Source organism: Pseudomonas sp. H1_G08 (assembly GCF_054681355.1).
Map to the genome: position 1 here is coordinate 4,629,228 of NZ_CP162822.1, position 25,320 is coordinate 4,654,547.

General features: G+C 58.8%; 17 protein-coding genes. All 17 read right to left on the reverse strand.

What is annotated here, in order from left to right; all coding sequences use genetic code 11:
• Positions 1 to 4: 4 nt before the first annotated feature.
• The 17 genes from AB4N85_RS21125 to tssF all read right to left on the reverse strand — a co-directional run bounded on the left by AB4N85_RS21125 (position 5) and on the right by tssF (position 25,278).
• Positions 5 to 1,399 (reverse strand): TIGR01777 family oxidoreductase, encoded by a 1,395-nt coding sequence (locus AB4N85_RS21125; RefSeq protein WP_150637146.1) that lies wholly within the window; start codon positions 1,397 to 1,399, stop codon positions 5 to 7.
• Between the two features lie 458 nt (positions 1,400 to 1,857).
• Positions 1,858 to 2,439, reverse strand: a complete 582-nt coding sequence (locus AB4N85_RS21130; protein ID WP_136493193.1) for a hypothetical protein — start codon at positions 2,437 to 2,439, stop codon at positions 1,858 to 1,860.
• Complete coding sequence (locus AB4N85_RS21135) at positions 2,414 to 5,557, reverse strand: glycoside hydrolase family 19 protein (RefSeq protein ID WP_252868477.1); 3,144 nt, start codon at positions 5,555 to 5,557, stop codon at positions 2,414 to 2,416. The genes AB4N85_RS21130 and AB4N85_RS21135 overlap by 26 nt, the downstream gene beginning before the upstream one ends.
• Positions 5,558 to 5,575: 18 nt before the next feature.
• Positions 5,576 to 6,595, reverse strand: coding sequence for a tetratricopeptide repeat protein (locus AB4N85_RS21140; RefSeq protein ID WP_236167779.1), 1,020 nt, complete (start codon positions 6,593 to 6,595; stop codon positions 5,576 to 5,578).
• 5 nt (positions 6,596 to 6,600) lie between these two features.
• The gene (locus tag AB4N85_RS21145) at positions 6,601 to 8,637 is read right to left on the reverse strand and encodes a type VI secretion system Vgr family protein (RefSeq protein WP_236167780.1); all 2,037 of its coding nucleotides are present in this window, start codon (positions 8,635 to 8,637) and stop codon (positions 6,601 to 6,603) included.
• A 28-nt stretch (positions 8,638 to 8,665) separates the two neighbouring features.
• Complete coding sequence (locus AB4N85_RS21150; RefSeq protein WP_056790857.1) at positions 8,666 to 9,667, reverse strand: serine/threonine-protein kinase; 1,002 nt, start codon at positions 9,665 to 9,667, stop codon at positions 8,666 to 8,668.
• Complete coding sequence (locus AB4N85_RS21155; RefSeq protein ID WP_041476618.1) at positions 9,664 to 10,392, reverse strand: PP2C family protein-serine/threonine phosphatase; 729 nt, start codon at positions 10,390 to 10,392, stop codon at positions 9,664 to 9,666. The genes AB4N85_RS21150 and AB4N85_RS21155 overlap by 4 nt, the downstream gene beginning before the upstream one ends.
• Positions 10,392 to 13,931 carry a type VI secretion system membrane subunit TssM gene (gene tssM, locus AB4N85_RS21160; RefSeq protein WP_252868478.1) on the reverse strand — a complete coding sequence of 1,180 codons (3,540 nt, stop codon included), beginning with the start codon at positions 13,929 to 13,931 and terminating at the stop codon, positions 10,392 to 10,394. Before tssM ends, AB4N85_RS21155 begins: the two co-directional genes overlap by 1 nt.
• Positions 13,932 to 13,945: 14 nt before the next feature.
• The gene (gene icmH, locus AB4N85_RS21165) at positions 13,946 to 14,821 is read right to left on the reverse strand and encodes a type IVB secretion system protein IcmH/DotU (protein ID WP_016772511.1); all 876 of its coding nucleotides are present in this window, start codon (positions 14,819 to 14,821) and stop codon (positions 13,946 to 13,948) included.
• Between the two features lie 5 nt (positions 14,822 to 14,826).
• Positions 14,827 to 16,158 (reverse strand): type VI secretion system baseplate subunit TssK, encoded by a 1,332-nt coding sequence (gene tssK, locus AB4N85_RS21170; protein WP_016772510.1) that lies wholly within the window; start codon positions 16,156 to 16,158, stop codon positions 14,827 to 14,829.
• 2 nt (positions 16,159 to 16,160) lie between these two features.
• Positions 16,161 to 16,661, reverse strand: coding sequence for a type VI secretion system lipoprotein TssJ (gene tssJ, locus AB4N85_RS21175; RefSeq protein WP_016772509.1), 501 nt, complete (start codon positions 16,659 to 16,661; stop codon positions 16,161 to 16,163).
• A 5-nt stretch (positions 16,662 to 16,666) separates the two neighbouring features.
• Complete coding sequence (tagH, locus tag AB4N85_RS21180) at positions 16,667 to 17,863, reverse strand: type VI secretion system-associated FHA domain protein TagH (protein WP_016772508.1); 1,197 nt, start codon at positions 17,861 to 17,863, stop codon at positions 16,667 to 16,669.
• A gap of 18 nt (positions 17,864 to 17,881) precedes the next feature.
• Positions 17,882 to 18,022: a hypothetical protein gene (locus AB4N85_RS21185; protein WP_003229566.1), complete on the reverse strand. Its 141-nt coding sequence runs from the start codon at positions 18,020 to 18,022 to the stop codon at positions 17,882 to 17,884.
• 297 nt (positions 18,023 to 18,319) lie between these two features.
• On the reverse strand, positions 18,320 to 19,840 hold the full coding sequence (locus AB4N85_RS21190; protein ID WP_056790872.1) for a sigma-54 interaction domain-containing protein: 1,521 nt from the start codon (positions 19,838 to 19,840) through the stop codon (positions 18,320 to 18,322).
• Between the two features lie 10 nt (positions 19,841 to 19,850).
• A complete protein-coding gene (gene tssH / locus AB4N85_RS21195) occupies positions 19,851 to 22,508 on the reverse strand; it encodes a type VI secretion system ATPase TssH (protein WP_041476615.1) in 2,658 nt (885 codons plus the stop codon).
• Positions 22,509 to 22,519: 11 nt separating this feature from the next.
• A complete protein-coding gene (tssG, locus tag AB4N85_RS21200; RefSeq protein ID WP_095181222.1) occupies positions 22,520 to 23,527 on the reverse strand; it encodes a type VI secretion system baseplate subunit TssG in 1,008 nt (335 codons plus the stop codon).
• The gene (tssF, locus tag AB4N85_RS21205; protein ID WP_024014825.1) at positions 23,491 to 25,278 is read right to left on the reverse strand and encodes a type VI secretion system baseplate subunit TssF; all 1,788 of its coding nucleotides are present in this window, start codon (positions 25,276 to 25,278) and stop codon (positions 23,491 to 23,493) included. The genes tssG and tssF overlap by 37 nt, the downstream gene beginning before the upstream one ends.
• Positions 25,279 to 25,320: the final 42 nt, after the last annotated feature.

Consider the following 25,320-nt stretch of genomic DNA (forward strand, 5'->3'; position numbering starts at 1 on the left):
ATCCTCAGGTCAGATCGCGCAGAGCAGCGTCGAGAGTTGGATAACGGAATGTGTAGCCGGCCTCGGTCAAACGCTGCGGCACCACGCGCTGACCGTCGAAGAACAACTGCGCCATCTCCCCCGCCAATGCACGCACTGGCGCGGCGGGAATGTGCAACCACACCGGGCGCTTGAGGACCTTGCCGACCTGCTCGGCGAACGCGGCCTGACTGACCGTTTCGGGCGCGACCATGTTGTAGATGCCACGTAGAGTGTCGTCGTTGAAAGCCCGCGCGATCACCTGAAGCACATCGTCGCGATGCACCCAGCTCATGATCTGCCGACCGTCGCCCATGCGCCCGCCGAAACCCAGGCGTAACGGCATCAGCAGCGGCGTCAACGCACCGCCCGGGCCGAACACCACACCGAGACGCAGCACCACCTGACGCACGCCAAACTCGGTGGCCGGTTGCGCGGCGGCTTCCCAACGCGCGCAGAGTTCGGCCATGAAGCCATCGCCCTTGCTGGCGTGTTCGTCGAGGCTTTCGCTGGCATCGCGCACGCCGTAGAAACCGATGGCTGATGCTTGAATCCATAGCGTTGGTTTGTGCTTGGTGTGTTTCAGCCAGGTTATCAACGCTTCGGTGGTGCCGACTCGACTGGCGAGCAGTTGCGCCTGACGTTTGGGAGTCCAGCGCGGGCCGGCGACAGGGGCGCCGGCGAGATTGATCACTACGTCAAAGGCTTCGTCGTGGCTGAGCTCGCTGAACGAATGCACACAGCGAGCGCGGCCGTTGAACAGGTTGGCCGCGTCCAACGGATCGCGCGTTAGGACGCTGACCGAATGGCCGGCGTCTAGCAGTTGGTTGACCAAGGCTTCACCGATAAACCCGGTGCCGCCAGTGATCAGCACACGCTTGAAAGCGCCGCCGGCAAACGGGTTGGATTGGCTCGGAGTCTTTACTGAAGGGGAGTTTCGGCGGTCATGCCGATACAGCCAAAACAACGGTGGCAGTAAAACCAGCAACGCAAAACCGTCGAGCCACAGGTGCGACCAGACCTGTTGTTGCGCCGAGAGCCACATGTCCTGCGGCGCCCATAACAGGATGCCGGCGCTCAACCAGCCCCAGATTGCCGGGGCTTTCAAGCGATTGCCCAAGTGCACCAGCGCGAGCATGTACAGCGAATAACTTTGCAGCGTCGCGCCGAACAGCGCGAGCCACCAGACTTGTTGTTCGTGGCCGGCGGTGGGAACCGCATCGGCATCCCAGAACGACAGTTCGAGGACTTGCAGGTAGCCATCGAGCAAGCCGGAGTCACCGGCCCAGGTCAGGGTAAGACCGGCGAGGATGTGCGTGATCGCAGCGGCATATAGCCAAAGCACCAACGCTGGGCGAAGCGAGGAAGAAGAGGCTGGCATTCCGTGTCCTGAGCGCGTTCCTTGGGGGTGGGGAGTTTAAAGGAAAATCGCGGTCGTCAGATGCTCAAGCGTTAAACGTTTTAGCGTGAGGGATTCAGACAAAACTTTTGCAAAAACCGCCTCAAACAGCCCCTCGAAATTCAAATGCAGTGGCTGGCTTTGATCGGCGCCGTGGCTGACGATCCCAATCGCCCCACGTTGAAGACGCCCAACTGGTCACCTTTGTCAGCCGCCATTTGATAACAGGCTAAAAGAAAAAGAGGACAGACCATAAAAGAAAAAAAGGACAGACCGCGTTTTTCGGGTAATTGCTAAAATCGTGGTCTGCCCCCATTTCACTGTCCCCATTTCACCCATGCCTCCATTTCACCCAAACGGGGCAGATTTACTCATGCTCAACGATAAAATAGCCATCGCACGAAACTAACAAAGCCGAACCCCCATGCGACTTCGAAATTTCATTTATCCTGCGCGGTAAAATATTTTTTAATACTTGCAGCGTCTTTATAACTGCAAACCACCTTCGCTCCAGAAACTAAGTCCTTTCCATCCTTGCAGTTTTCCAAAGCTGGATCAGATGGGTCACCTGTGAAATAGAGCAATGAAGCGTTTTCACCATCGACCCTGAGCGGAAGCTCCATGACTGAATACGAAAAACCATCAAACGCGGAGTCAGACAGCTTGCTCTTCACCAAGACATACATTGATTTACCGCGTCGCTCCGGAGATTTCCAATCGTAGAAGAAGACGGAGGCAATTTGATCACCCTCAACTTTCCAAACATATTTGAAAAATGTTTTATCTGAACCAATCGGAGAATAATATATTTCGGCGTCAGCAACATACTCTCCGTTCACCAGTTTTTTCAGACTATTTTTTAAAAAGAACACTGCAATCTTTTTTTCTCCTACTGAAGCCACGACCGCTGGATGAAACTCACTCAATGTAGGTGCCGCATCTGCTAACACATTGGATACGACCAAGCTTATGACCATCGCAAAAATGCAACGAATTTTAGACAGTTTCAAATATTTTTTCATTTTTATATATCCTCTGGAAATGCTTCCGACGTTCATCATAACTATCAGTATCTCTGTTAATAATACGAGTAACAGCATCTACGTTTTCGTCCGCATCACCCTTATCCGCTTCTACAAAAATATTGTTTTTAAGCCAGAAATAAACACCCGAACGAACAGAGTATTTAAACTGTGTATGCAAGATATCCGGCTGACCAACAAAATCAACTTCTTCATCCCAGAACGTTTTATGATAATCCTTAAAGGCTTGATAGTTTGCTTTACCCGTTAAATGTTTAAGACCTCTACCACGATATTTCCACCCCTCACCAGACGATATATTGCCGTTACCTAATTTCCCGCCATATGCTCGATTCGCTATCGCGATCTGATTTTCGTGAGACACATATTTATTAGATCCTGGATATCCATAAAGTGTTGCTTCATCAGGGTGATCCCTAAAATACTTAAATGTACCCTTTAGGCCAGGCACTCCATAGGTAAAGTCCTCTACCACCGCGCACTTCGATCCAATTTCCTGCCTTACCTGAGCAAAAAAGTGACTCAACCTCAACGGAGTATCTAATTTATATCTTTCACAGTTTTCATTTAGCTGGGTGGCAACTTCCGCCAATAAGACATCTTGTTCGGAGGTATTTTTTAGTCCTTCAAATACCCTTTTTAACATCTCGACGGTGATCTTTATTTTTCCGCGACTACCGATCTGATTACCAAGAAATGCAATTGGATGAAAATGCCATAAAACGCCATCACCTAAGCCTTTAGACTGTATAACTGAATCATCCCAAAATATTAAACTATCTATTCGTTCTTTTTCGTGATTTAGAACAGATGGGTAATTCTCCAGCAATGTATCCAGCCGCGCCCATTTGGAAGAGTCCGACTTAGATTTCCACTCCGTAGGGTGATATGCAATGAGCTTTGACCAATGATCCCTGAACTCAATATTCTTGAGTGCAATCGGGAAATCTTCGGGAGTGACTTTTTGATCTCTGTTACCAAATCGATCCAAGTCGTTATATAAGGTCTGGAAGAATTCTGGCATATCATCAGGATCCAGAAAACCATCAGAATTTGAATTTGATTCCTTAACGACGCGAAAGCCTAGTTTTTCCCAGTCGTGCTGAGCAATAAGCTCCGCCCCTTCTTTTTTGAGCAAACCCGATTTGCTTTCTGATTCATCAACTACGGTTACTTCGTACCACTCTTCAGGGTCCTTATAGATAACAGTTTTCCCAAGCTCCACAAAGGTTTCATTCGAAATTGTCACAACCCCAGTTAGAGGGGGCTTACTTTTCAAAGTTGTATTCGCTGGCAAGTGCAAGTATTGCTTTCCTTGCTTCACTGCTGCCTTGTTTTTCAAGAAATCCTCAATTCTCGGATCTGCCGAAAAAATTTCCACATGGACTTGATAACTTCTCGAAACCCCTCCATCAGGACCTGCCAATGTTTCATTTAAACCAAGAAAGCCGATTACGTCACCTGCCTTAATTGCCGTATCCATAGCTACGACCTTGTCAAACTCCGTAGGAATCAATCCAAGCAGTTGAACATAAGGCTTTTCAACACAAGCCCAAAAAGTTGCTGGGACAGGAGTGGAATGGCTTTTCAAACCGGTTGCAGTGCCAGAAGTACTTGGCACGAAGCAACATTCCGCCATTTTGTATGACTTAGAGCCAATCTTCAGGCTAAAAACTTTCCCACTATCAAATTCTATTACGCTATTTGTACAAAGTACTAAATCTTCGTTTTGCCCCAGACTATTTACCTGTCTCATTGCAGCCCCAGCTAAAGCGCCGTTACTCTGCGGTGAGGGGGCTACCCTTAAGGTAAGCCCAGAGCCGGTAACTATAGCTCTGACCTTGCCCTTCCAATAATCTGGCTTCTTTCGCTCCGGTGCAGTTATTGCTTTCCAGCTCGCACTGCCATCACCTCTTGGGTATGCAACACCGTTTTGCTTGTAGGCGAACCAGAAATCCTGTCCTGGCGTGCGTCCACCTACTGTACCTTTAATTAGTTTGCCTTTCGCGTGGATGTGATCAGAGTGCTCTTCAAGTATTTCAATTTGAGTTCCAGCAGAAATCGAACCGTATTCGATGCAGCCAGTCGCACCAGCAACATCGCTTCGAGCTTTAAACCCACTTGCGATCATCTTTATTTTCTGATGGCCCATCTGTTCTGGTTCATCCGCGTACCTCTGGTATGGTAGCAAATGCATATACAGGCTATAAAATACGAGTTCATTACTAGTATTGGGCACGACCTCTTTATTAGGTGGTGATTTATAGTCGTGCTTGACAAGGCAGAATGAATTTGAGTACTTCAATTCCTCTGTAGTACTCGAACCTTCAAACTCAGTCTTTAAATAATCCTCATTCAACCGATAGGCTACGACGACACCATCTCCAATACAACGAATAGGTTCATCTCTCACACACTGCGGAGCAGTCTTATGCGTGATATGAATACCGCCATGCCAAAATCCATGATTCCCAAGTAAAAAGTTACCTGAGCTTTCACTCTCAAGTGCTTTAAAGATTTCTTCAGCATCCTTAAATTGCGATCCGTCCGCTTTTCTAAACGGGTACTGAAAATTCATTAATGGTGTAGATTCTACCGGTGCAGGTGCAGGTGCGGGCGCAGGTGCGGATCCTTCCCCCGTCCGAGTCGATTCCTTAACCCTTAGAAATTTTGTAGGGACTGGCCAAAAATATGCTTTGCTATAGGCACCAAACTTTGCAGTAGCTGGACCAGAGCTTTGCGCCCCAAAAAACTCACCATATTGAGAGTCCAGCGTACTATCATAGTGCTCTACGATACCCGTATGATTTAGCGTTTTATTATCTCGATTAGAGATTACGTTAATCCAGAGTACGATATCTCCTCGCCTCACATTAGCAGGACTAATTACATCATAGTATTGAAGTGCGGCTGCACTATTTAGCCCCGCCGTATTCTGGTAAGGAACTTGATATCCAGCGCCTGTGAGCAACAGGTTTACCATATGAGAGCAATCGACGATTTTTTTGCCATTTTCTACGACGAAACCATCTCCTCCTTCCTTATATCTATAGTTAGCACTCGTATAGTTACTTGATAAATCTAGTGGCTCTGTCATTTCTGCTTCCTGCAATAATCAGTAGCAATAGCTCGCTTTAGTAATTTCAGCGGTCTGTTTATTTAGACGTTCCAAATGTGCGATAGACCCTTTGCTGCCTTTTTTGGCAGCCACTTGGTAGCACGCAACCGCCCGGGACATGTCCTTCGTTACCAGCTCTCCAGTTTCAAAGGCACGCCCGAGTGCATTTATCGCAAAAGCACTTCCCATACGGGCCGCTTGCGTCAGCGCTTCCTCGGCCTGTGCTGGATGCTGGCAAGGGCCATTGGAGGAAATGTTGTTTCCATCGCAATAAAACAACGAGAGGCTCATCGCCCCCTCAGGCAGAGTGGTCGCTGCTGCCTTGAATAGCTGCTCAACCTTCTCCGTTTGCAACTGCGGAGCCATTCCGGAAAGACTCAAGCTTGCTGCATTCAAACTAGCCTGGGGATCACCGGAAGCGGCTGCGCATAGATAGTTTTCCAAGGAAGCTTCAAACAACTCACCTGTGAGTCGGTACTGCTCCAGCCCCCCTAGGCCTCTAAAGGCCTCTGCACGTTGAAAGCAAAAATTCTCTGCCTCGCTCATGCGGGGCTTGCTCGTCTCTACGAGATCTTTCTCACTGATCGACCAATCTTCAACCCCCTCAAGCACCCAACACGCTTGGCGAGAAAAATTAAAAATCTTGATGTTGCTATTACCTGCTCGCTTATCCACTACGTTGAAATGATTATCGTCAATCTCCTCAACCTCTACGCCTTCAGTCTTGTCCGCGCCTACAGGCGCCATCAACGGAAACGCTAAATTGGTGCTAGTAAGCCCCATCGTTTTAGGCTCAAAAACCCCATGATCTCCCACCGGTTTCAAAACCAGCGACTTCACCGTCATCGCAGTCAAACGCTGCTGGGTTTCAGCATTCGCAGAAAACGCCGGCAGAAACTGGGAAAAATCCTCGGACGGGCATTCATCCGCATAAGCGCTGCCATGAAACAGGCTCAACAGCGACGCGGTGAAAACCGCTATCGCGATGCCATTGCTCTTCTTCAAAACACGATTCATGTCGATCACTCGGAAAACACAAAAAAAGCCTTCGGTTTAACTTTCTCAGGCGGTGCATTCAACAACGCCTGATCCATCAAACTCCCCGCCTTATCCTTATCCGCCGCCCCCGGCAGCACCGGCGGTTTAATCCCGATCCCGGTGCCGGAACCAGCCGAACCACCCGCATTGATCTTGATCACCGGCCCAACCACCGTAACCCCACCGCCATCCAGCTTGATAAAGCTCCCACCCCCAAGAATGGTCAGCTCTGTCCCCGCCTCAATAACGATCTTGTCCCCAGCCTTGAGGTGAATCTCTTTCCCCACGCTGGTCAGCTGCGCCGTGCCCAACTTCACATGCTGGTTCTGCCCAACCGTCAGGTGATCATCCAGCTTCGCTTCAATCTTGCGGTCAGAGATCGTGGTGCGGTGCTCTTCAGCCTTCAGCTCGGTGTAGGTGTTCTTAACCACCGTGTCATGACGTTCATTACCGACGCGAATCTTCTGGTCATGCTCAACGTTCTCATCCCAGTCACGCTGCGCATGAATGTAGATCTGCTCCGCACCTTTCTTGTCTTCAATACGCAGTTCGTTGTAGCCGCCGCCACCCGGGGAGCTGAGGGTTTTGAAGACGCTGCGGGTCTTGTTCGCCGGCAGTGCGTACGGCACCGGGTTTTCCTTGTGGTACAGGCAGCCGGTGACAAGCGGTTGGTCGGGGTCGCCTTCGAGGAAGGTGACGAGGACTTCCATGCCGATGCGCGGGATGCTGATGGCGCCATAGCGGTCGCCGGCCCAGGAGCTGGAGACGCGTAGCCAGCAGCTGGTTTTGTCGTCGGCCTGGCCTTCGCGGTCCCAGTGGAATTGCACTTTGATGCGGCCGTATTGGTCGCAGTGGATTTCTTCGCCTTTTGGGCCGGTGACCATGGCGGTCTGGCTGCCGAGTACGCGCGGTTTCGGGTGTTCGAGGGCCGGGCGGTAGAACACGTCCCACGGGGTGGCGAGGAAGGTGTTGCGGTAGCCCTGGTGGAAGTCGTCTTTTTCGTCCGTGGTGTCGCTGGTCACGCCTTCTTCGAGGACTTGCGGTTGTTTGCCTTCGTGGAAGATTTCGGTGAGCAGCCACAGGTCGTTCCACTCGCTGCGCGGGTGGTCGGACATTTCCATGAAGTGGCCGCTGACCAGTCTTGTCTGGTCGCCGCGGCCTTCCGCCTGGCGGTAGTCAGCGCGGTGGCGTTCGAGGGCGCGTTGGCTGAGGAACTTGCCGCGCGCGCGGTCGATGAAGCGGCCGGGGTAGTCGTAGTCTTCGAGATCCGGTTCAGTGCTGTCGCCGTCCGGTTTGTATGCGGCTTCCATTCGCAGGCGCGGTTTTTCGAAGTCGTAGTCACGGCGAGTGGTGCGCGTGGTGCGGGTTTCCAAGCGCAGTTTGAAGGCTTTGATTACCGGCTCGTCCGCGACCATGCCGCTGCCCTGCACGTAGGCGGTTGGCTGCCCAAGGTTCTGGAACACGGTCTGGTCGTCGCCGAACACCAGCAGGTGGGCCTTTTCGCTGTGCTGGAAGTGGTAGTGAATGCCCTCTTCTTCGCACAGGCGCTGGACGAAATGCAGGTCGGTTTCGTCGTACTGCACGCAGTAGTCGCGATCCGGGCACGGCTGGCTGAGCTGGAAGCTGTAGGCGTTGCTCTTGATGCCGTGCTCTTCAAGGATCAGCGCGATGATTTTCGGCGCCGACATCTGCTGGTAGATGCGCTGGTTGGTGCGGTGATGCAGGTATTGCAGTTGCGGCACGATCGAGACTTTGTAGCGGGTCAGGCGCTTGCCGGCATCGCCCTGGGCGACGCGGTAGATCTGCCCGTGGATGCCCGAGCCCTGTGGATCGAATGCCAGAAACGCCTGCTTGTGCAGCAGTTGTTCGAGGTCCAGATCGGGGTTTTCGCTGACCAGTTCGAGGTCGAAGCGATACGCCTGGCTGATGCCTTCGGTGCCGGTGAACGACAACACTTGCAGGTCGCCGACGTAGTCTTCGACCTTGAGGCTGAAGTGGGTTTCGTTAGCTGAGTTGAACATCGTGTGCTCCCTGTTCGAATGTCATCCGTTACGCCCGAAGTCGCAACCGTTGCAGCCAGGACGAAGTGGCGCCCAAGGCGTCACGCAATTGTTGGGCAGTGATGGTGCGTTCTGCCGGGTTGAAGCTCAGCGCGGTTCGCAGCGCGTGCCAGCCGTGCTGGGGTAGATTCGCTGGGGCGCGCAGTTCGCGCTCCAGGTGCTCGTCGCGGGCCTGGGTCGAGGGCAAGCGGCGGAACGGGTGTTTGCCGCCCGCCAGTTCATAGATCACGCAGGCCACGCCGTACACGTCCGCGCTGGCCGACAACGGTTGGCCCTCAAGCAGTTCGGGGGCGGCGTAGCCCGGGGTCCAGGCATTGAAGCGCTCGCGGCTCAGATGCGGCAGGCCGGGCAAGGTGCCCTCCTCTGCCTGTCCCAGACCGAAGTCGAAAAGGCGCAGGCCGTCTTCGCTGAGCATGACGTTGCTCGGTTTCAGATCACCGTGCAGCACGCCGCGACGGTGGGCGTAGGCCAACGTGTCGAGCAGCGGCAGGACGATGTCACGCAATTCTTGCCACGGCAGGCCGAGAGGCCGCTCGCAGAGCAATTTGTCCAGGGTCAGGCCACGCATGTATTCCATGGTGATGAAGGCCCGCTGGCAGTCGGTGTCGACTTCAAAGGTGTGCGCACGCACGACATTGTCGTGGCGCAGGCGTCGGGTCAGGGCGAACTCGCTGTAGAGCAAGGCACTGGCATCCGGCGATTCGGCAAATTCTTCGCTGAGGATTTTCAGCGCAATGTAAGGGTCGGGATCGCCGAACTGCTCATGCAGCAGATCCCGCGCCCGGTAAACAGCGCCCATGCCACCGGCCCCGAGCAGACGCTCGAGGTGGTAGCGACCGGCGAGTACATCCGGCAGCGCACCGATGCTGGCCTTGGTCGGCGCCAGCAACGGTTCGGCCTGGTTGCCCTTGGCGAAGGCGAAGTAGGTCAGGTTGTTGGCCTGTTCTTCGCTGATCAGCAGGTCATCGATGGGCGATTCGAGTTCACTCATTGGCGGATCACCACGGCAGTCAGGTTGTCGCGAGCGGCGCCCCGCAGAGCGCCGTCGAACAAACGTTCCAGCGCCACGTGCGGCGCGCTGAGGCTGAGGGCGTTGCCGAGGGCATCGCTGCTCAGGCCCTGATACAAACCATCGCTGCAGAGCAAAAACACATCGCCCGGGTAGACCTCGAGTTCAAGCACATCCAGGGTCAGTGTGTCGGCGGCGCCGACGGCTCGGGTGAGTGCCTGAGCCGCTGGGTGCGCTGCCGCCTGTTCGACGCTCATTTGCTGCTCGTCGATCAGCTGCTGTTGCAGCGAATGGTCCTTGGACAGCTGATACAGCCGCTGCCCGCGCCACATGTAGCAACGACTGTCGCCGGCCCAGATGCAGGCCGCGCGATTGCCTTCCACCAGCAGCGCGACGACGGTGCTGCCCATGATGCTGTCGTGGCGTCCGGCGGTGACGGTCAACTCCTGCCCCAAGCGCCGGTTCAGCCAGTGCAGGCACTGGCGGATGGCTTTGAGGCGTTCGTCGAAGTCCTCGTGTTGCGGCAACTCAGCCAGGCTGGCAACGATCAACTGGCTGGCGATGTCGCCACCCTGATGACCGCCCATGCCGTCCGCGACCACCCACAGCCCATGCTGCGGCGAGTCGAGGAAGGCATCTTCGTTGCGCGCCCGCACCTTGCCCGGGTCGGTACGCGCCGCGCTGCGCCAGGGACTGGCCACCAGCATCAGAGCTGCACCGGCATACGGAAGGTGCGCAACACGCCCATGTCGAACGGGTTCGGCGTGCGCTGGCTGGTCAGCAGGTAGTTGGCGCGCAGGCCGCCCACGTCGGCTTTCAGTACCAGCACGTCACGACCGTTCAGGTACTCGGTCTGCATCAGGTCGAACAAACGGAACAGCGACCATGGGCCGGAATTCTTCTCGATGCCGATCGGACGCCCCGCCATCTTGTCCATGACCAGACTGGTGCGACCGTCTTCAGCATCGGTCGGCCACTTGAAGGTCATTGGCAGGATCGGGCCGTGGCGGTATTCCATGGTCTTGTCGCCGAACTTGAATTCGGAGCGGCTGACCGCCGGATCGAGGGTGTAGGGCTCAAGCTTGAACTGCACCGTCGGCTCGGCCGGGTTGATCGAGAAGAAGCTCTGGCGAATGGTCTGCGCCGCCGCCATCTGATCGAGGTAGACCTTCGATACCGGCAGGCTGTGACCGTCGACGCTGCGCATGCGGTAGTTGCCCGGATCGCCGCTGACGAATGGACGCATGTAGCTGTCGAAGAAACGGTCGACGGTACCTTGAGCACGGAAGAACTCACGGAAGTCGCTGATCGCCACGTCGCTGGTGCTGCTGGCGCTGAACGGATAACGCTTGCTGATGGTTTTGCCATACACGCTGTACAGCTCGTTCTGATAACGGCCGTTCAGGTATTGATAGGCATCGTTGAGCACCAGACGCCACGAGTCCTCGGCCAGCACGTTGAACCACACGCTCAGCGGACGCGGCAGACGACCGGAGGCATTGCGCAGGTTGGTCAGCGCATCACGCTGGCCGCTCATGCGCGTCTTGGCCATCTCGAACGCGGCTTGCTCCGGCGTGCTGGAACGGGCCAGACCGGCCAGTTGCAGTTGCAGGTCGTTGAGTGCGCTGAACGCTGGCGTCAGGTCGGCGCCCGGGCCGTTGTTGTCGTCGAGCAGACGATGCAGCGGTTCGAAGCGGCGTTGCAGGGATTTCTTCGCGGTGTCCGGCAGGTTCTTCGCCACGCTCAGCGCCGAAGCCTTGTCGGCGGCAGCGGCGGCGAGTTTGCCGACCTTGCCCAGTTTGCCTTTCTGCCCGGCCAGCGCATCGGCGGCTTCGCCGGCTTCATCGACCGGATCAGCCGCGGCTTCGAAGCGGGTGTTTTCACGCACTTCGGTGAGCAGCGCGAGGACCGGCGAGTTGGCCGAAGTCAGGCCCGCCAGTTGCTCGGCGCCTTCGCCAGCGTCGCTGATCGGTGGCAGTGCGACCTGGCCAACGGCTTCGCTCCAGTAGTTGGCGTAGTCGCGGAAGTACAGCTGCTCAAGCTCGACCATCAGGCGACGCAAATCCATGTCGCTGATGCCCGCGCCTTCGCCCAGCACCCAGTTGTCGCGCAGGATGTCGGTGACCAGCGCCGCGCCCTGCACCGAGAAATACTGCTGATAACCCTGCTGGGTGTAGAAACCCGGGATCACGTATTCAGTGCCGATGAACAACGAACCTTGCGGGCCGAGGTGCTGGCTGAAGCGGTAGTCCGGCAGGTTGCGCGCCTGCTCGCGGAGCATGCGGTAAACCACGTTGGCCAACGACTCGCTGCGCAGGACCTGACGCGCCTGCGTGACCAGTTGATCGTTCAGCGGGTAGATGAACGGCTGCTTGAGCAAACGCTCGAGGTGCGTGTTCAGTCCATTCTGCACAGCGGTGTTGCCGGTGTAGCGCTGCGACCAGTCAGTGGCGACCCAGTCCTTGAGCCACGCCGCGTCGCGACGATCCTTCATGTTCAGCATCAGGTACGCGCGCAGGCTGTTGAGCAGGCGATCGCGGTCCTTCATGTTGGCGCGGATCTGCCCCTCGAGCATGGTCGCCACCCGTGGCAGCAACTGCGCTTCCAGCTCACGCTCGTAGGCGGTTTTCACCACCGGGTTGATCTCTTCGCCCTGATACAGGCCGCCACGCTCGTGGTAAGAGACGTCGCCCTTACTCGGGAACACCTGGGTCGCGGCGTAGCTGGTGTCGAGAACTTTCAGCACACCCATGGCGTCATCGCGCGGCGTTACGGCCGAACGTTGCTGGGTCCAGTTCTGTGCCAGCGTGCGCAGGTTTTCCAGACGCTCGTAGTTGGCCGAAAAACCACCGGCCCAGAGCATGCCGAACAGTGCCAGTGCTGCCAGTGCGCCGACGTACAGCGCACGCTGGCCCCAATGAATGCGGCTGCGCTCGCGCTTGTCCAGACCGGCCAGATCGGCCTCGGGGAAAATCACCTGGCTGAGCAAGTGGTGGATGAATCGCGAACGACCGCTGCGCAGAGTCGGCAGCACGCCGGCGTTCATGCCCAGGCTGGCGCCGATGCCGGCGGTGGTCGAATCCATTTCCTGGGTCAGGTGCGGCGCGCTGGTCAGGTAGAAACCGCGCAGTTGCGTGGCGCGCTGATAGCGGTTGCCGGTGAACGCCATGTCGACGAACAGGCACAGGCGCTCGCCGATCTGCCCGAGCTGATGCGGGAAGTCGAGGATGCGGCCACGGCGCTGAGTGTCGCGCTCGGAGTGCATGCGCATGATCACTTGGCTGTTCAGGCGGCGCAGCAGCTCTTCGAACTCGTTGCGCAGGACCGTGACGTCGGTGCCGACCTGATCCTTGCGGAAACTGGTGCCGAGCACCTGATCGCTTTCTTCGCGGGTCAGTTGATCGAAGAACTCGTCGAAGCCGAGCAGCTTGTCAGCCTTGCTCAGGACCAGATACACCGGCACGTCGACGTGCAGCTTCTGATGCACGTCCTGCAAACGGCTGCGTACCTGCCGCGCGAGTGTCTCGATGTCCTGCTCGCTACCGCCGGTGAGGGTTTCCACCGGAATGGTCACCAGCACGCCGTTCAACGGACGACCGCGACGACGCTTGCGCAGCAGCTCCAGCAGGGTTGTCCAGGCGTTGCCGTCGACTTCGGCGTCCGGTTGAGTGGTGTAACGCCCGGCGGTGTCGATCAGTACACCGTGATCAGCGAAATACCAGTCGCAATGACGGGTGCCGAGGGTGTCGCGGGTCAGCTTGCGGTCGATCTTGTTGATCGGAAATTCCAGACCGGAAAAGTCCAGCAGGCTGGTCTTACCCGAGGCCTGCGGACCGATCAGCAGGTACCACGGCAAGTCACTGCGCCAGCGCTCGCTGCGACCGCGATACAGGCTCGACGTCTTCAGGGTTTTCAGCGCGTCCTTGAAACGCGCCTTCAACTCTTTCTGTTCTTCGTCGATCAGCTCTTCGCGGCGGATACGGTCCTGACCGTCCTCGCTTTCTTCCTCGGCTTTCTTGCGGATACCGGCGCGCCAGCTGACGAAGACCATGGTCAGGCCCCAGATCAGGAACAGCACGCTGATGGTCAGCAGGCGCGAGGTCGCGCTTTCCCAGAACTTGTAATCATCGACCGCCAACAACGGGCCGACGAACCACACCAGCAGCGCCACGAACAGCACCAGCAGCAGAGTCCAGACCCAGGTCTGGCGCAGGAAGGCGCCGACTTTCTTGAAAAACTTTTTCATCACACGTCCCTGTTTTACGGCTGCGCCTGCGGTTGCACCGCGGCTGGATCAAGCGGCTGATAAGGATGCAGAACGGTGTCGCGTTGTTCGCTCAGGACCCAGGCGAAGCCCGAATACATCACCACCAGGCAAACCAGAGTAAAGAGCACCACCATCCACGCCGGCACGATGCGCACCAGGTTGCGGCGCTGATCGTTGAGACCTTCCCAGTGCGGCGACAACTCGCGCGGCACGTCGCCACGCAACTGACGGATCTGCCGGTACAAGGCGTCGCGGATGCCTTCAAGCTCAAGCATGCCGCGCGCCTGCACGCGGTACTTGCCCTCGAAACCGAGGGACAGGCACAGGTACATCAGTTCGAGCATCGGCAGGTGCTTGACCGGGTTTTTCGACAGCCGATCGAGCAGCTGGAAAAACTTCTCGCCGCCGAAGGTTTCGTTGTGGAAGCTGCTCAGCAGGCTCATCTGCGACCACTCGCTTTCGTTGCCCCACGGCGTGGTCACGACGGCTTCGTCGACCACGGTGCAGAGCACGTAACGCGCGGCCATTACCTGGCTGCTTTCGGCGCCGTTGTGCAGGGCGCGTACTTCAAACAATTTCAGCCCGGCGGTCAGCCGCTCATTCAGCGCGTACAGGTCTTCGCGGGTCTCGCTGTGCTTGAGACGCACCACTTCCGAGAGCAGGTCGGACGAGGCCGCGACCAGCGAGTTGAGGCTGATGTTGAACGCCTCGGCCGGACGCAGGCGCGCGGCGTAGATCATGCGTTCTTCCAGTTGCTCGAAACGCGGCGGCGCGGCGAAGTCGGTCAGCGGACTCGATGCCGGTCCGTGGCCCTGACGGTCGAGCAGGACGGTTTTGTCGTCCTGGTTGTAATCCGTTTCCTTGATCATGTCGGTCAGTTCCTGATGGCCCAGAATTTCAGTTCAAGCTCGGCGAATTCGCCGGACACGTGGAACGCGAAACCGCCGGAGCGCTCGAGTTGTGCCAGGTCTTCGGAACTGAGTTCGAGGATGAAATAGGTTTTGTTCGAATGGAACGCGATCTGCCGTGGGGCCACCGGCAACGGTTTGACCTTGATCCCCGGCAAGTGCAGGTTGACCAGTTGGCGGATGCGCTCCACCGGGCCGACCTTGAGGTGCTGCGGCAAGCGCTGACGCAGTTCTTCGGAGTCGCAGTTGGCACTGGCTGCCAGCACGAACGAGGCCGAGCCGAGCAGTTTGTGATCGTGCAACGGCGAGACGATGATGCCGTACTGACGCGCCTGCAGGATCAGTTCGATGGCGTGCTGTTCGAGCACCATCGACAGCACTTGGCGGATCGCTTCCATCAGTTTGCGGAAGCTTGCGCCCTGATCGGCGTGGGAATAGCGGCTGTCCAGACGCGGGCGTTTGCTCTCGCCGGAGAAGGTCGCCAGATCGCCGAGCATGGTCAGCAGCGTGCGATACAACTCTTCCGGGTGAACCTGCTCAAGACCGAGGTAATGGCGCAGCAGCAGTTCGGTACGGTTGATCAGTTGCAGCATCATGAAATCGCCGACTTCAGCGCCGCCGACCTTGCCATTGGAGCGAATCCGCTCGGCAATCGTGTCGCCACGGTGGCTGAGCATGCTGATGACTTCTTTCAGGCACGACAGCAGGTAGCTGGAGGCGTGGGCCTGAATGTAGGTCGGGACGAAATCCGGGTCGAGGCTGATCACGCCGTCGGGCGTGGTATCGAGCACGTCGCAGATTTTCAGCTTCACGTAGGCCTGATCGCTCTGCTGCTCGCCGAGCAACAGTTTGAAATCCGGGCGACCGCAGCTGACCTGGCTGGCGGAATCATCGCCGGCGTTGGAGTCGGCGACTTCGGCGTCATACGCGGTGTAGCGCGCGAGCACGTCGGATTGCTCCGGGCGCCGGGCCTCGATGTGGTTGCCAGTGACCAGCGGCAGCGCCAGATAGATCGGCGTGTTGCCGGTGTTCGGCGGCACGTCCAGCGCCAGCGGCTCAGTGTTGCCACCAAGTTCGAACAGGCTGCCGTCCGGCAGAATCCCCGAGGCTTCACTGATCACCAGTTTGCCCATGTTGAGGAACTGCAAGTCGATTTCCAGATTGAGAAAACCCCAGGTGTAGCCACCGAGCAATTGCGTGCGGGTTTTCATCTGGTGATCGTAATAACGATCGTTGTGCTGGAAGTGCTGCGGTCGCAGCAGCATGCCTTCCTGCCAAATGACTTTATGGGTGTTCATGATCAGTCATCCGCCTTGGCGAGCACTTGTTGGGTATTGCGGATACCGGCCTGATCGAGGGTCAGATCAGCCTCGGTGAGTTCCAGCGGAGTGATCTGCACGGTGTGGCGCCACTGGGTATCCGGCAGGTCGCGATAGGCAGCAAGGATGCCCACGTAACGGCTGCCCTCCTCCACGCTGAGTTTCAGTTCCACGGTTTCACCGGGGCGCAGTTCGAGTTCTTCGCTGGCCACCAGGTCCGGGTTGAGGGATTCCTTGGCGCGCTCGTAGAGGCTGAAGAAATCAGCGTTCTCGAAGGTCACCGGGTGCTTGAGTTCGAACAGGCGCACGACGATCGGCGACGGCCGCCCGTTGAGGTCCGGATTGAGCTGATCGCTGCCGGTCAGCTTGAGGTTGATCTTGGTCACTTTCGAGTACGGCGACAGCGACGAGCAACCAGCGAGCAGCACCAGCACGGTGAGCGCAGTCAGCGTCTTGAAAAAAGCGGTCGAGCGGCGAGACATGCGCATCATCCTTGGTGGTCGGTGTGGAGGGTGGAGATCAGGCGGATCTGTTCTTCGTAGGCCTGGGCAAAGTCGCGGGCCAGCAGACGCTCGCTCCAGTCATCGTCCTGACGCAGGGCCTGGTGATAGCGGCCGAACGCTCTCCAGCGCCCGCCCGACGTGGCGATCAACGGCTTGCTGTCGCGCTCGAAACGCAGGGTCAGTTGCTCCGGCGAGAAGTGCTCCAGGGTGCCACGCACAGCGGCGCGACTGGCGGTTAGCAGAGCCACTTGGTGCGCCTGCAAATCACGGAATGCGCGGGAGATCGCTTGCTCGGCGGGCAGATGGCCGGGCTTGCTTGGCTGCAACAGAATCTGCAGTGCTTCGCTCGGATCGACGGCGAATTTCAGCGGGTTCTTGTTGGTGCCTTGCACGGTGGTCTGGGCCAGACGCAATTCGTTTTTCAGCTCGGAGCGGGTGCGCAGGCTCTGCTGCAAACCGCCGATGCTCTGGCGCAGCAGCCGCGCAGCGTTCAGCGCCAGCGCTTCGCGTTCGTCGTGGCTGAGGCCTTTGACGTCGACGCCCAGCGCCGCGCCGAAGTGTTCCCAGAAACCTTCGCTCTGACGCTCGACGGCTTTCGGTGCAGGCGCCGGCTCAGGTTCGACCGGGGCGGCAATCAGCTCCGGGACCATCAGGCTTTCCATGTCGATGCGCGCGTAGTCGGCACGCTGACGGGAGTCTTCCGGCTTGGCGGTGGGCGACAGCAGCTCATCGATTTCCGAGTAGACGCGCTCTTGCTGTTCGAGGGCGTTGAGCGGGTCGAGGTCGAGGAACGCGTCGTCCGGAATGATGCTGCCAGCGGCGCGCGGGCGGCCGACTTCGCCGTCGAAGGTCGCCGGGTCACGAACCAGCCGCGCACGGATCTCGAAGTCGCCGAGAATGTAGGTGCTGCCGTGCTCGATGCGCACCGGCTCGCCCTTGTGCAGGCGCGCGCCGCTGCTGCCGTCCTGGACACCGTTGCTGCTGGTGTCGGTGAGGAAGAACGAGCCCTCGCGGTAGCTGACAATCGCGTGATGATTGGACAGGTGCCGCTTGCGGTCAGGGATGATCCAGTCACAGTCCTCGCCGCGCCCGATCACGCCGCCGGCCTGCTTGAAGGTCCGCTGGCACAGCTCGGTGGGCACGAACTGCTTGGTGTTCAGCATTTCGAAAACCAATTCCATGTTTGATGCTCCTTGCGGTCACTTGCCGCGATTGACCGCTTGCGGATCACCCAACGGGCGATAGTCGTTGTCGTTGAATTTGTAATTGCCGCTACAGCCGCCAAGGCCGCATAGAACGACGAGGGTCAGCAGGACAGCGTGCCAGTGACGAACAGACATCAGAGGGTCTCCAGGTGTAGACAAAGCACAAAGCGCCGACCCTTGCGGGCGGCGCTGAAATAAGTTTTTGAGGTGGGCTCGAAGCCTCTAGATCGAGGCCTTGAGCCATAGCCTGGAGGTACGGCGACCTCCCGTGGCGAGGGGACTTGTCCCCGTTGGGGTGCGCAGCGCCCCCAAAACCTGCCAGCGCGGTCTCTCAGTGAAACCGTATATGCCGGACTGCGACTGCTGCGCAGCCGGACGGGGATAAATCCCCTCGCCACAGGGTATGTGTTGGGTTCGAAGAAGTGCTGTAGCTCAACCATCAAAGTCACCCAAATTGATATTCAGGCGCCCGAGGCGGTACAGCAACGTGCGCCGCGGCAGGCCCAGTTCGCGGGCGGCGAGGGTCTGGTTGCCGTCGTTCTTGCGCAGACAATCGAGGAGCAAAGTGCGCTCGACTTGCTCCAGGCGTTCGCGCAGATTCAGGCCGCTGTTGTCTTCGGGCATCGGTTCCAGACGCAGGGAAAAATGCTCGGCGAGCAACTCGCCACCCTCGCAGAGCAACACCGCGCGCTCGACCAGTGCCTTGAGTTCGCGAACGTTGCCGGGGAAGGTGTAACCGCACAGATGCTCCAGCGCCGAATCCGACCAGCGCACCGGATCACGCTGCAGAAAGGTGCAGGTCTTCTCGGCGAAATGCCGGGCCAGATCGAGGATGTCGCCTTCGCGCTGACGCAGGGCCGGCAGCTCGATCGGGAATTGTGCGAGGCGGTAGTACAAGTCCTCGCGGAACTTGCCTTCGCTGACCAGCGCCGCCAGATCACGGTGCGTCGCGGCGATGATGCGCACGTCGATCTTGTGCGTGTCGTTGGAACCCAGCGGACGAATCTCGCCTTCCTGCAACACACGCAGAATCTTCGCTTGCAGCGACAACGGCATGTCGCCGATTTCATCGAGCAGCAACGTGCCGCCATTGGCCGCGTCGAACAGCCCTGCGCGATCTCGATCGGCGCCGGTGAAGGCGCCTTTGCGGTAGCCGAACAGTTCGCTTTCCAGCAGGTTTTCCGGAAACGCCGCGCAGTTCTGCACGATGAACGCCTGGGAGCGACGCGGGCCGCAATCGTGGATCGCCCGCGCCACCACCTCCTTGCCGGTGCCGGTCTCGCCACGCAACAGCACGGTGTACGGGCTGTGAAGGATCTTGCTGATCAGCGAATAGGTCTGGCGCATCGCCGCGCTTTTGCCGATCAGGCCGTAGCCGCTGATGCTCGGCACGCTGCGTGTGGCGGTGGCCGATTCGGCGGCTGGCTGACGCAGGCGTTGCAGCAGATGCAGTTGGCCGAGCACGAACGAGCCGAGCTGGCCGAGGGAATCGGCAAAACCCTGCAAGTCAGTACGCCGACGGCTGGCACACAGCAACAAGCCCTCGACCGACTTGTGCTGATTGACCAGCGGCACGCACAACAGCGACTGCCACGGCGTGCTCGCCGCCGGTAGAAAACTGGTTTCGTGCAGGCTGCCGGTCAGGTCGTCGAGGCACACCACGCGGTTCTGGCACAGGGCGAATTGCAGCAGTTGCTCGCCGTTGTAATCCGCTGGCAGGCTCGCCGCCTGACGCGGTTGCAACGCACCGTCGAGGCACTCGGCGTTCATCCCCAGGCAAGTGTGGGTGGCGTCGAGCAGATACAGCTGAGTGAGTTCGCAGCCACTCAGCTCGGCCAGGCCACGGACGAATTCACCCAGCAGCGCAGCACTGTCCGCCGCCCGCGACAGACTGGCGAACTGCGCCAGCAACGCTTCGGCATAGACCAGCGGCTGCGGCACCTGAGTGAACATCACGCCCACCTCAGACGAACTCGCAGGTCACGCTGGAGTTGCCGTCGAGCGTGGCATGCACACGCTTGAGGCTCTCGCCGGTCGCCATCGCATCAAGCAGACGATCGGCCACCAGCGGCAGCACATGTTGATCGAGCAGATGATCGATCAGGCGCGCACCGCTTTCGCTTTGCGTGCAACGCTCGGACAGGTGATCGACGAGGTTCTGGCACCAGCTGAACTCCAGCTGACGACGGTTCAGGCGCTCGCCGAGACGGCCGAGTTTGATCTCGATCAGCTCGCGCAGCACCGGGCCGCCCACCGGGTAGTACGGCACCACTTTCATCCGCGCCAGCAGCGCCGGTTTGAAGTGTTTGCTGAGTACCGGGCGAATGGTTTCTTCGAGCACTTCGGCGGTAGGCCGCGCGCCGTCTTCGCAGAGTTCGCTGATCTTGTCGCTACCGAGGTTGGAGGTCATCAGGATCAACGTGTTGCGGAAGTCGATCTCGCGACCTTCGCCATCGTTGGCCACGCCTTTGTCGAAGATTTGGTAGAACAGGTTGAGCACGTCCGGATCAGCCTTCTCGACTTCATCGAGCAACACCACCGAATACGGCTTCTGACGCACGGCTTCGGTGAGCATGCCGCCCTCGCCGTAACCGACGTAGCCCGGTGGCGCACCGATCAGGCGCGAGACGGTGTGCTTCTCCTGAAACTCGGACATGTTGATGGTAGTGATGAAGCGGTCGCCGCCGTACAGCAGGTCCGCCAGTGCCAGCGCGGTTTCGGTCTTGCCGACGCCGCTCGGGCCGACCAGCAGGAAAACCCCGACCGGTGCATCAGGCTTGTTCAGACCGGCAGCGGTCGCGCGCATCGAGCGATCCAGCGCGTGCACGGCTTGTTCCTGACCACGGATGCGCGTGCGCAGATCGGTGGCGAAACTGGCAACCTTGGCGTTGTGCTCGCGGGCCAGTTGCGCCAGCGGCACACCGGTCCAGGCGCTGATCACTTCGGCGACCAGACGCGGGCAGACTTCGAAGCTGACCAGGCGTTCTTTGACTTGCGCAGCGGTCAACGCGGCGTGGGTTTCATGCAATTGGGCTTCCAGCGCTTCGACGCTCTGGCCTTCTTCGACTTCGGCGACCAGAGTTTCAATCACGGTGCCTTCGGCGTCTTCTTCCACGCTGACGGTCGGCTCAACAGCTGCAGCCTCGCGGGCCTTGGCCAGTTGCTGACGCAGTTCCAGCAGACGCTCGGCGAGCTCTTTCTGCTCAGTCCACAGGGTCTCGAGCGCAACCATCTCGCTTTCGGCTTCGTCCAGCCGCGCTTCCAGCGCCTCCAGCGCTTCGTGGTCGATCAGCAGACCGGCCTCGGCATCGCGGCGCAGGGCCTGACGCTGGCGGCCGCCTTCAGCCAGTTCGCCACGCAGGCGCTCGAGGCTTTCCGGGGCCGCAGCGAGGCTGATGCGCACGCGGGCGCACGCGGTGTCGAGGACGTCTACAGCCTTGTCCGGCAGTTGCCGACCGGCCAGGTAACGCGCGGACAATTCAGCAGCGGACACCACCGCGTCATCGCGCAGGTAGATGCCGTGGCTCTTCTCGTAGACCTGAGCCAGACCACGCAGAATGGTCACCGCTTCGCTGACGGTCGGTTCGTGCAGTTGCACGGGCTGGAAGCGACGCGCCAGCGCCGGGTCTTTCTCGAAGTATTTCTTGTACTCGGCCCAGGTGGTGGCAGCGATGGTGCGCAGTTCGCCACGGGCCAGTGCCGGTTTCAGCAGGTTGGCCGCGTCGGAACCGCCGGCATTGCCGCCCGCGCCGATCAGGGTGTGAGCTTCGTCGATGAACAGAATGATCGGTTTTGGCGAGGCTTTGACCTCATCAATCACGCCTTTCAAACGACGCTCGAATTCACCTTTGACGCTGGCGCCGGCCTGCAACAGGCCCATGTCCAGCGAGAGTAATTCAACGCCTTTGAGCACCTGCGGCACTTCACCAGCAGCGATGCGCGAGGCGAGGCCTTCGACGATGGCGGTCTTACCGACACCGGCCTCACCGACGACGATCGGGTTGTTCTTGCGCCGACGGGCAAGGATGTCGACCATCTGGCGGATCGCGCCATCGCGGCAGAGCACCGGGTCGAGTTTGCCGTCGCGGGCCTGTTGGGTCAGGTTGTGGGTGAAGCGCTGCAACAGCGATTCGCCCTGTGCGGCCGGTTTGCCGTTGGCCGCCGGTTGCTCCTGTTGCGACAGGGCAAATTCTTTCAGGCGATCAATGTTCAGTTTGGCAAGCAGCGGTTGATAGCGGCTGCCGGCATAACGCATCGGGTTGCGCAGCAACGCCAGGATCAGCGCCGCGTCTTCGACCTGGGTCTGGCCCAGTTCGAGGTTGGCCACCAGCAGTGCGTCTTGCAGCCATTGCACCAGTTCCGGGGCGAACACCGGGTTGCGCGAAGCACTGTGCTCGACCCGCGACTGCAATGCAGCGGTCAGTTCACCGGCGTCGACGTCAGCATCTTGCAGCGCGCGCGACAGCAAGCCGTTCGGGCGCTCGAGCAAGCCCAGCAGCAAGTCTTCGACGAGGATCTTGCTGCCGCCACGGGCGACGCAACGCTCGGCCGAACGTTCCAGATCACGACGGGTTTCGGCGTCCAGCGCCTGGATGAGTTGTTGCAGGTCTACGTTGATCATGGCTCACGTCCTTAATGAATTTTGCTGCCCAGGGTTACCACGCCGTCCGCTTTCTCGCGTCCCAGCCAACTGGTCCAACCGAGGCGACAGGCGTTCTGCTCACCGATGCGCAGTTCGCGGATTTCTTCCTGGCGCAGGACCAGGCGAATGTCGTAATCGAGCGGGTCACGCAAGGTGAACCGCACCAGCGCGCAGAGCGGCTGGTAGCCGAACCCGATCGGCAGGAATTCATGGAATCGCTGCCAGTCGAGCTCGGTGATGTGAATGCGGAATTTGCCGCTGCGGTCGCGCACGTGCTCGCCCAGCACCAGGTCTTCGCCGAGTACGCTGTTGGCGCGGCCCAAACGATTGCGTTGCTCTTCGAGAATTTCCACGCGGCGCTCGATGCACTGCTCGATGACCAGGTCTTCGTGCTTGAAGTAGTAACGCAGCACGGCTTCGATCAACGCCGCCGAGTGCGCCCGCAAGCTGAGCAAACCGAGGTACGGCAGCAGGCGTTTCCAGTTGAGTTCCTTGGCCTTGCGGATCTCGTCGCCGCCCAGGCCGATCAGCGCAAAGAGTTGCGCCGAGAACGGGTCGATCGCGCCGCTCTGGAAGCTCGCGCGGTAGCGGTACTTGCGCCAGATCGGCAGCATCAGTCGTTGCAGGCGATGGTGGAACAGGTCGAGGAAATTGCGCGTCGGGTTGCCGTCCTCGCTGTCGCCCAGGGCTTGTTCGCCATAGAACGCTGGCAGCGGCGAACCGGAGCCGACCAGGCCGATCAGGTTGAAGCGCATGCGCGCGCGCATCTTGCCGTGCTCTTCGAAAAACTCGACGCGATCGACGTCGCTGCGCGGAAAGCCCAGGCTCGGGTTGGCCTGGAACTCGACCTGGTCGTACAGATCGTCTTCGCTCAGATGCGGGTGTGCCTCGCGCAGCCGGTCGATCACCAGCAGCACGGCCTGAAACAGCGAGTACTCGCGTATTACCTTGGTCAGCCCGCTTAAAGCAGGGGCTGCAGGCCCATACGTGGTGTCCATTGGTACACCTCTCCCTGTGTGCTTTTTACCCGCAGTTCATGGAATGAATTGAGACTGGCGTAAAGCGCGAAAAACTCGTTGAGAACCGAAGCGAAGACGAACAGGTCGCCTTCGCCGATATAGCCTTCCGGGTCGATGGTCAGTTCGGTGCGCAAACCGCGTACCGGCAGACCGCGATGCAGTCGGTCGACGTGGTGATGCTTGATGTGCTTGAGGCCGCCCAGCAGGCGCTTGCTGACCTTCTCCGCGTGCTGGTCGTAGTAGCGCGGCAGGTCGTAGGTTTCCAGAATCACCTTCAACGCATTGACGTCCGCCAGCGACAGATAGTTAAGCGACATGTTGCTGATCAGCTTCCACAGGAAGTCACGGTTCAGCGGCGGCGCGAAACTCGGAGTGGCCGGGGTGATGTTGCGGAAACTGAGGAATTCCGGGGTCTGCTCGCTGGCCATGCAGATGTCGCCGAGCTTGAGCTTTTTCGGCAGGTTCTGGTTGGTGCACATCAGCTCGATCGACAGGGTTTCGTGGGCTTCGGTGTGGCGGATGCCGAAGCTCAGGTAAGTGTCGAGGCCGTCATGCAGCAAAGACGAACGCTGGCGAATGCTGTAATGCGGACGGCTGTTGGGCACGTCGAAACTCGGGTCGTGCTCGAAGGACTCGAACGGCACGTATTCCTGATAACCGAGACCGCCGGGCTTCCAGCCAGTGACGGTTTCCACCGAGAACACACCGCAGTTTTCCAGGTCGTATTCCGCTGGTAGCAACAGGTACTCGTCCTGCTTGCCATCGAGACGGATCGGCAGCGCGTCGTGCTCGAACAGATTGACGATCGGCGTGCAGAACAGCTTCACGTTATCGAGGGTCGGGCGCATGCGCATGATGCCGCTCTTGCGGATGTCGAAGCGCAGTTCGAGACCACGCATCTGCTTGAGCGTGTCTTCCGGCAGCGCCTTGAGAATGTCCAGACCGTTGACGTCGACGAACAGGAACTTGTCCTGGAAGGCGAAATATTCCTGCAGGTAGCGATAGCCACGGAAGGTGTTCAGCGGATACGGAATCAACGCTTCTTCTTCGGCAAAGCCCACTGGTTTGACCCGATCACCGGGAATCTTGAACGCCATCGGCTTGCCGCTGACGCCATCAATCGGCTTGCCGGCGCCGTCGAGCGGGATCAGTTCGATGCCGTCGAGGTTGCGCAGCAGGCTCAGATACAGCATCTGGCTGATGTAACGCTCACCGGCAAAGTGCAGGCGCAGCTTGCTCAGTTCCAGTTCGCCGAGGTGGCCGTCGGCGCTCATTTCCAGACGCAGGCTGAGCAGCGAACCGTCGCCCTTCACCGAGTAATTCAGCGCGGCAAGATCCAGCGGCAAGACTTCGGTCGGATAGCAGGTGCGGAAGCGGCAGCGCACGTCTTCTATCGGCTTGCTCTCGATCGGCGTATCGCGCTCAACCAGCAGCGCCGGGCCGGAACGCTTGAGCGGATCAAACTGCAAAATGCTGAACGCCGGCAGCGGGCGCATGTAGTTCGGCCACAGCAACTGCATCAGCGAATGGCTGAGCTCCGGCAGTTCGTCATCGAGCTTCTGGCGCAGGCGCCCGGTGAGGAATGCAAAGCCTTCGAGCAACCGCTCTACATCCGGATCCCGCCCGGCCTGCCCCAGATACGGCGCCAGCGCCGGACTACGCTCGGCGAAACGGCGACCGAGCTGGCGCAGTGCGGTGAGTTCGCTTTGGTAGTAGTGGTTAAAGGACACGGGGTACCTGCCTGGTAGTGGAACTCATTTAAAAAAACAGCA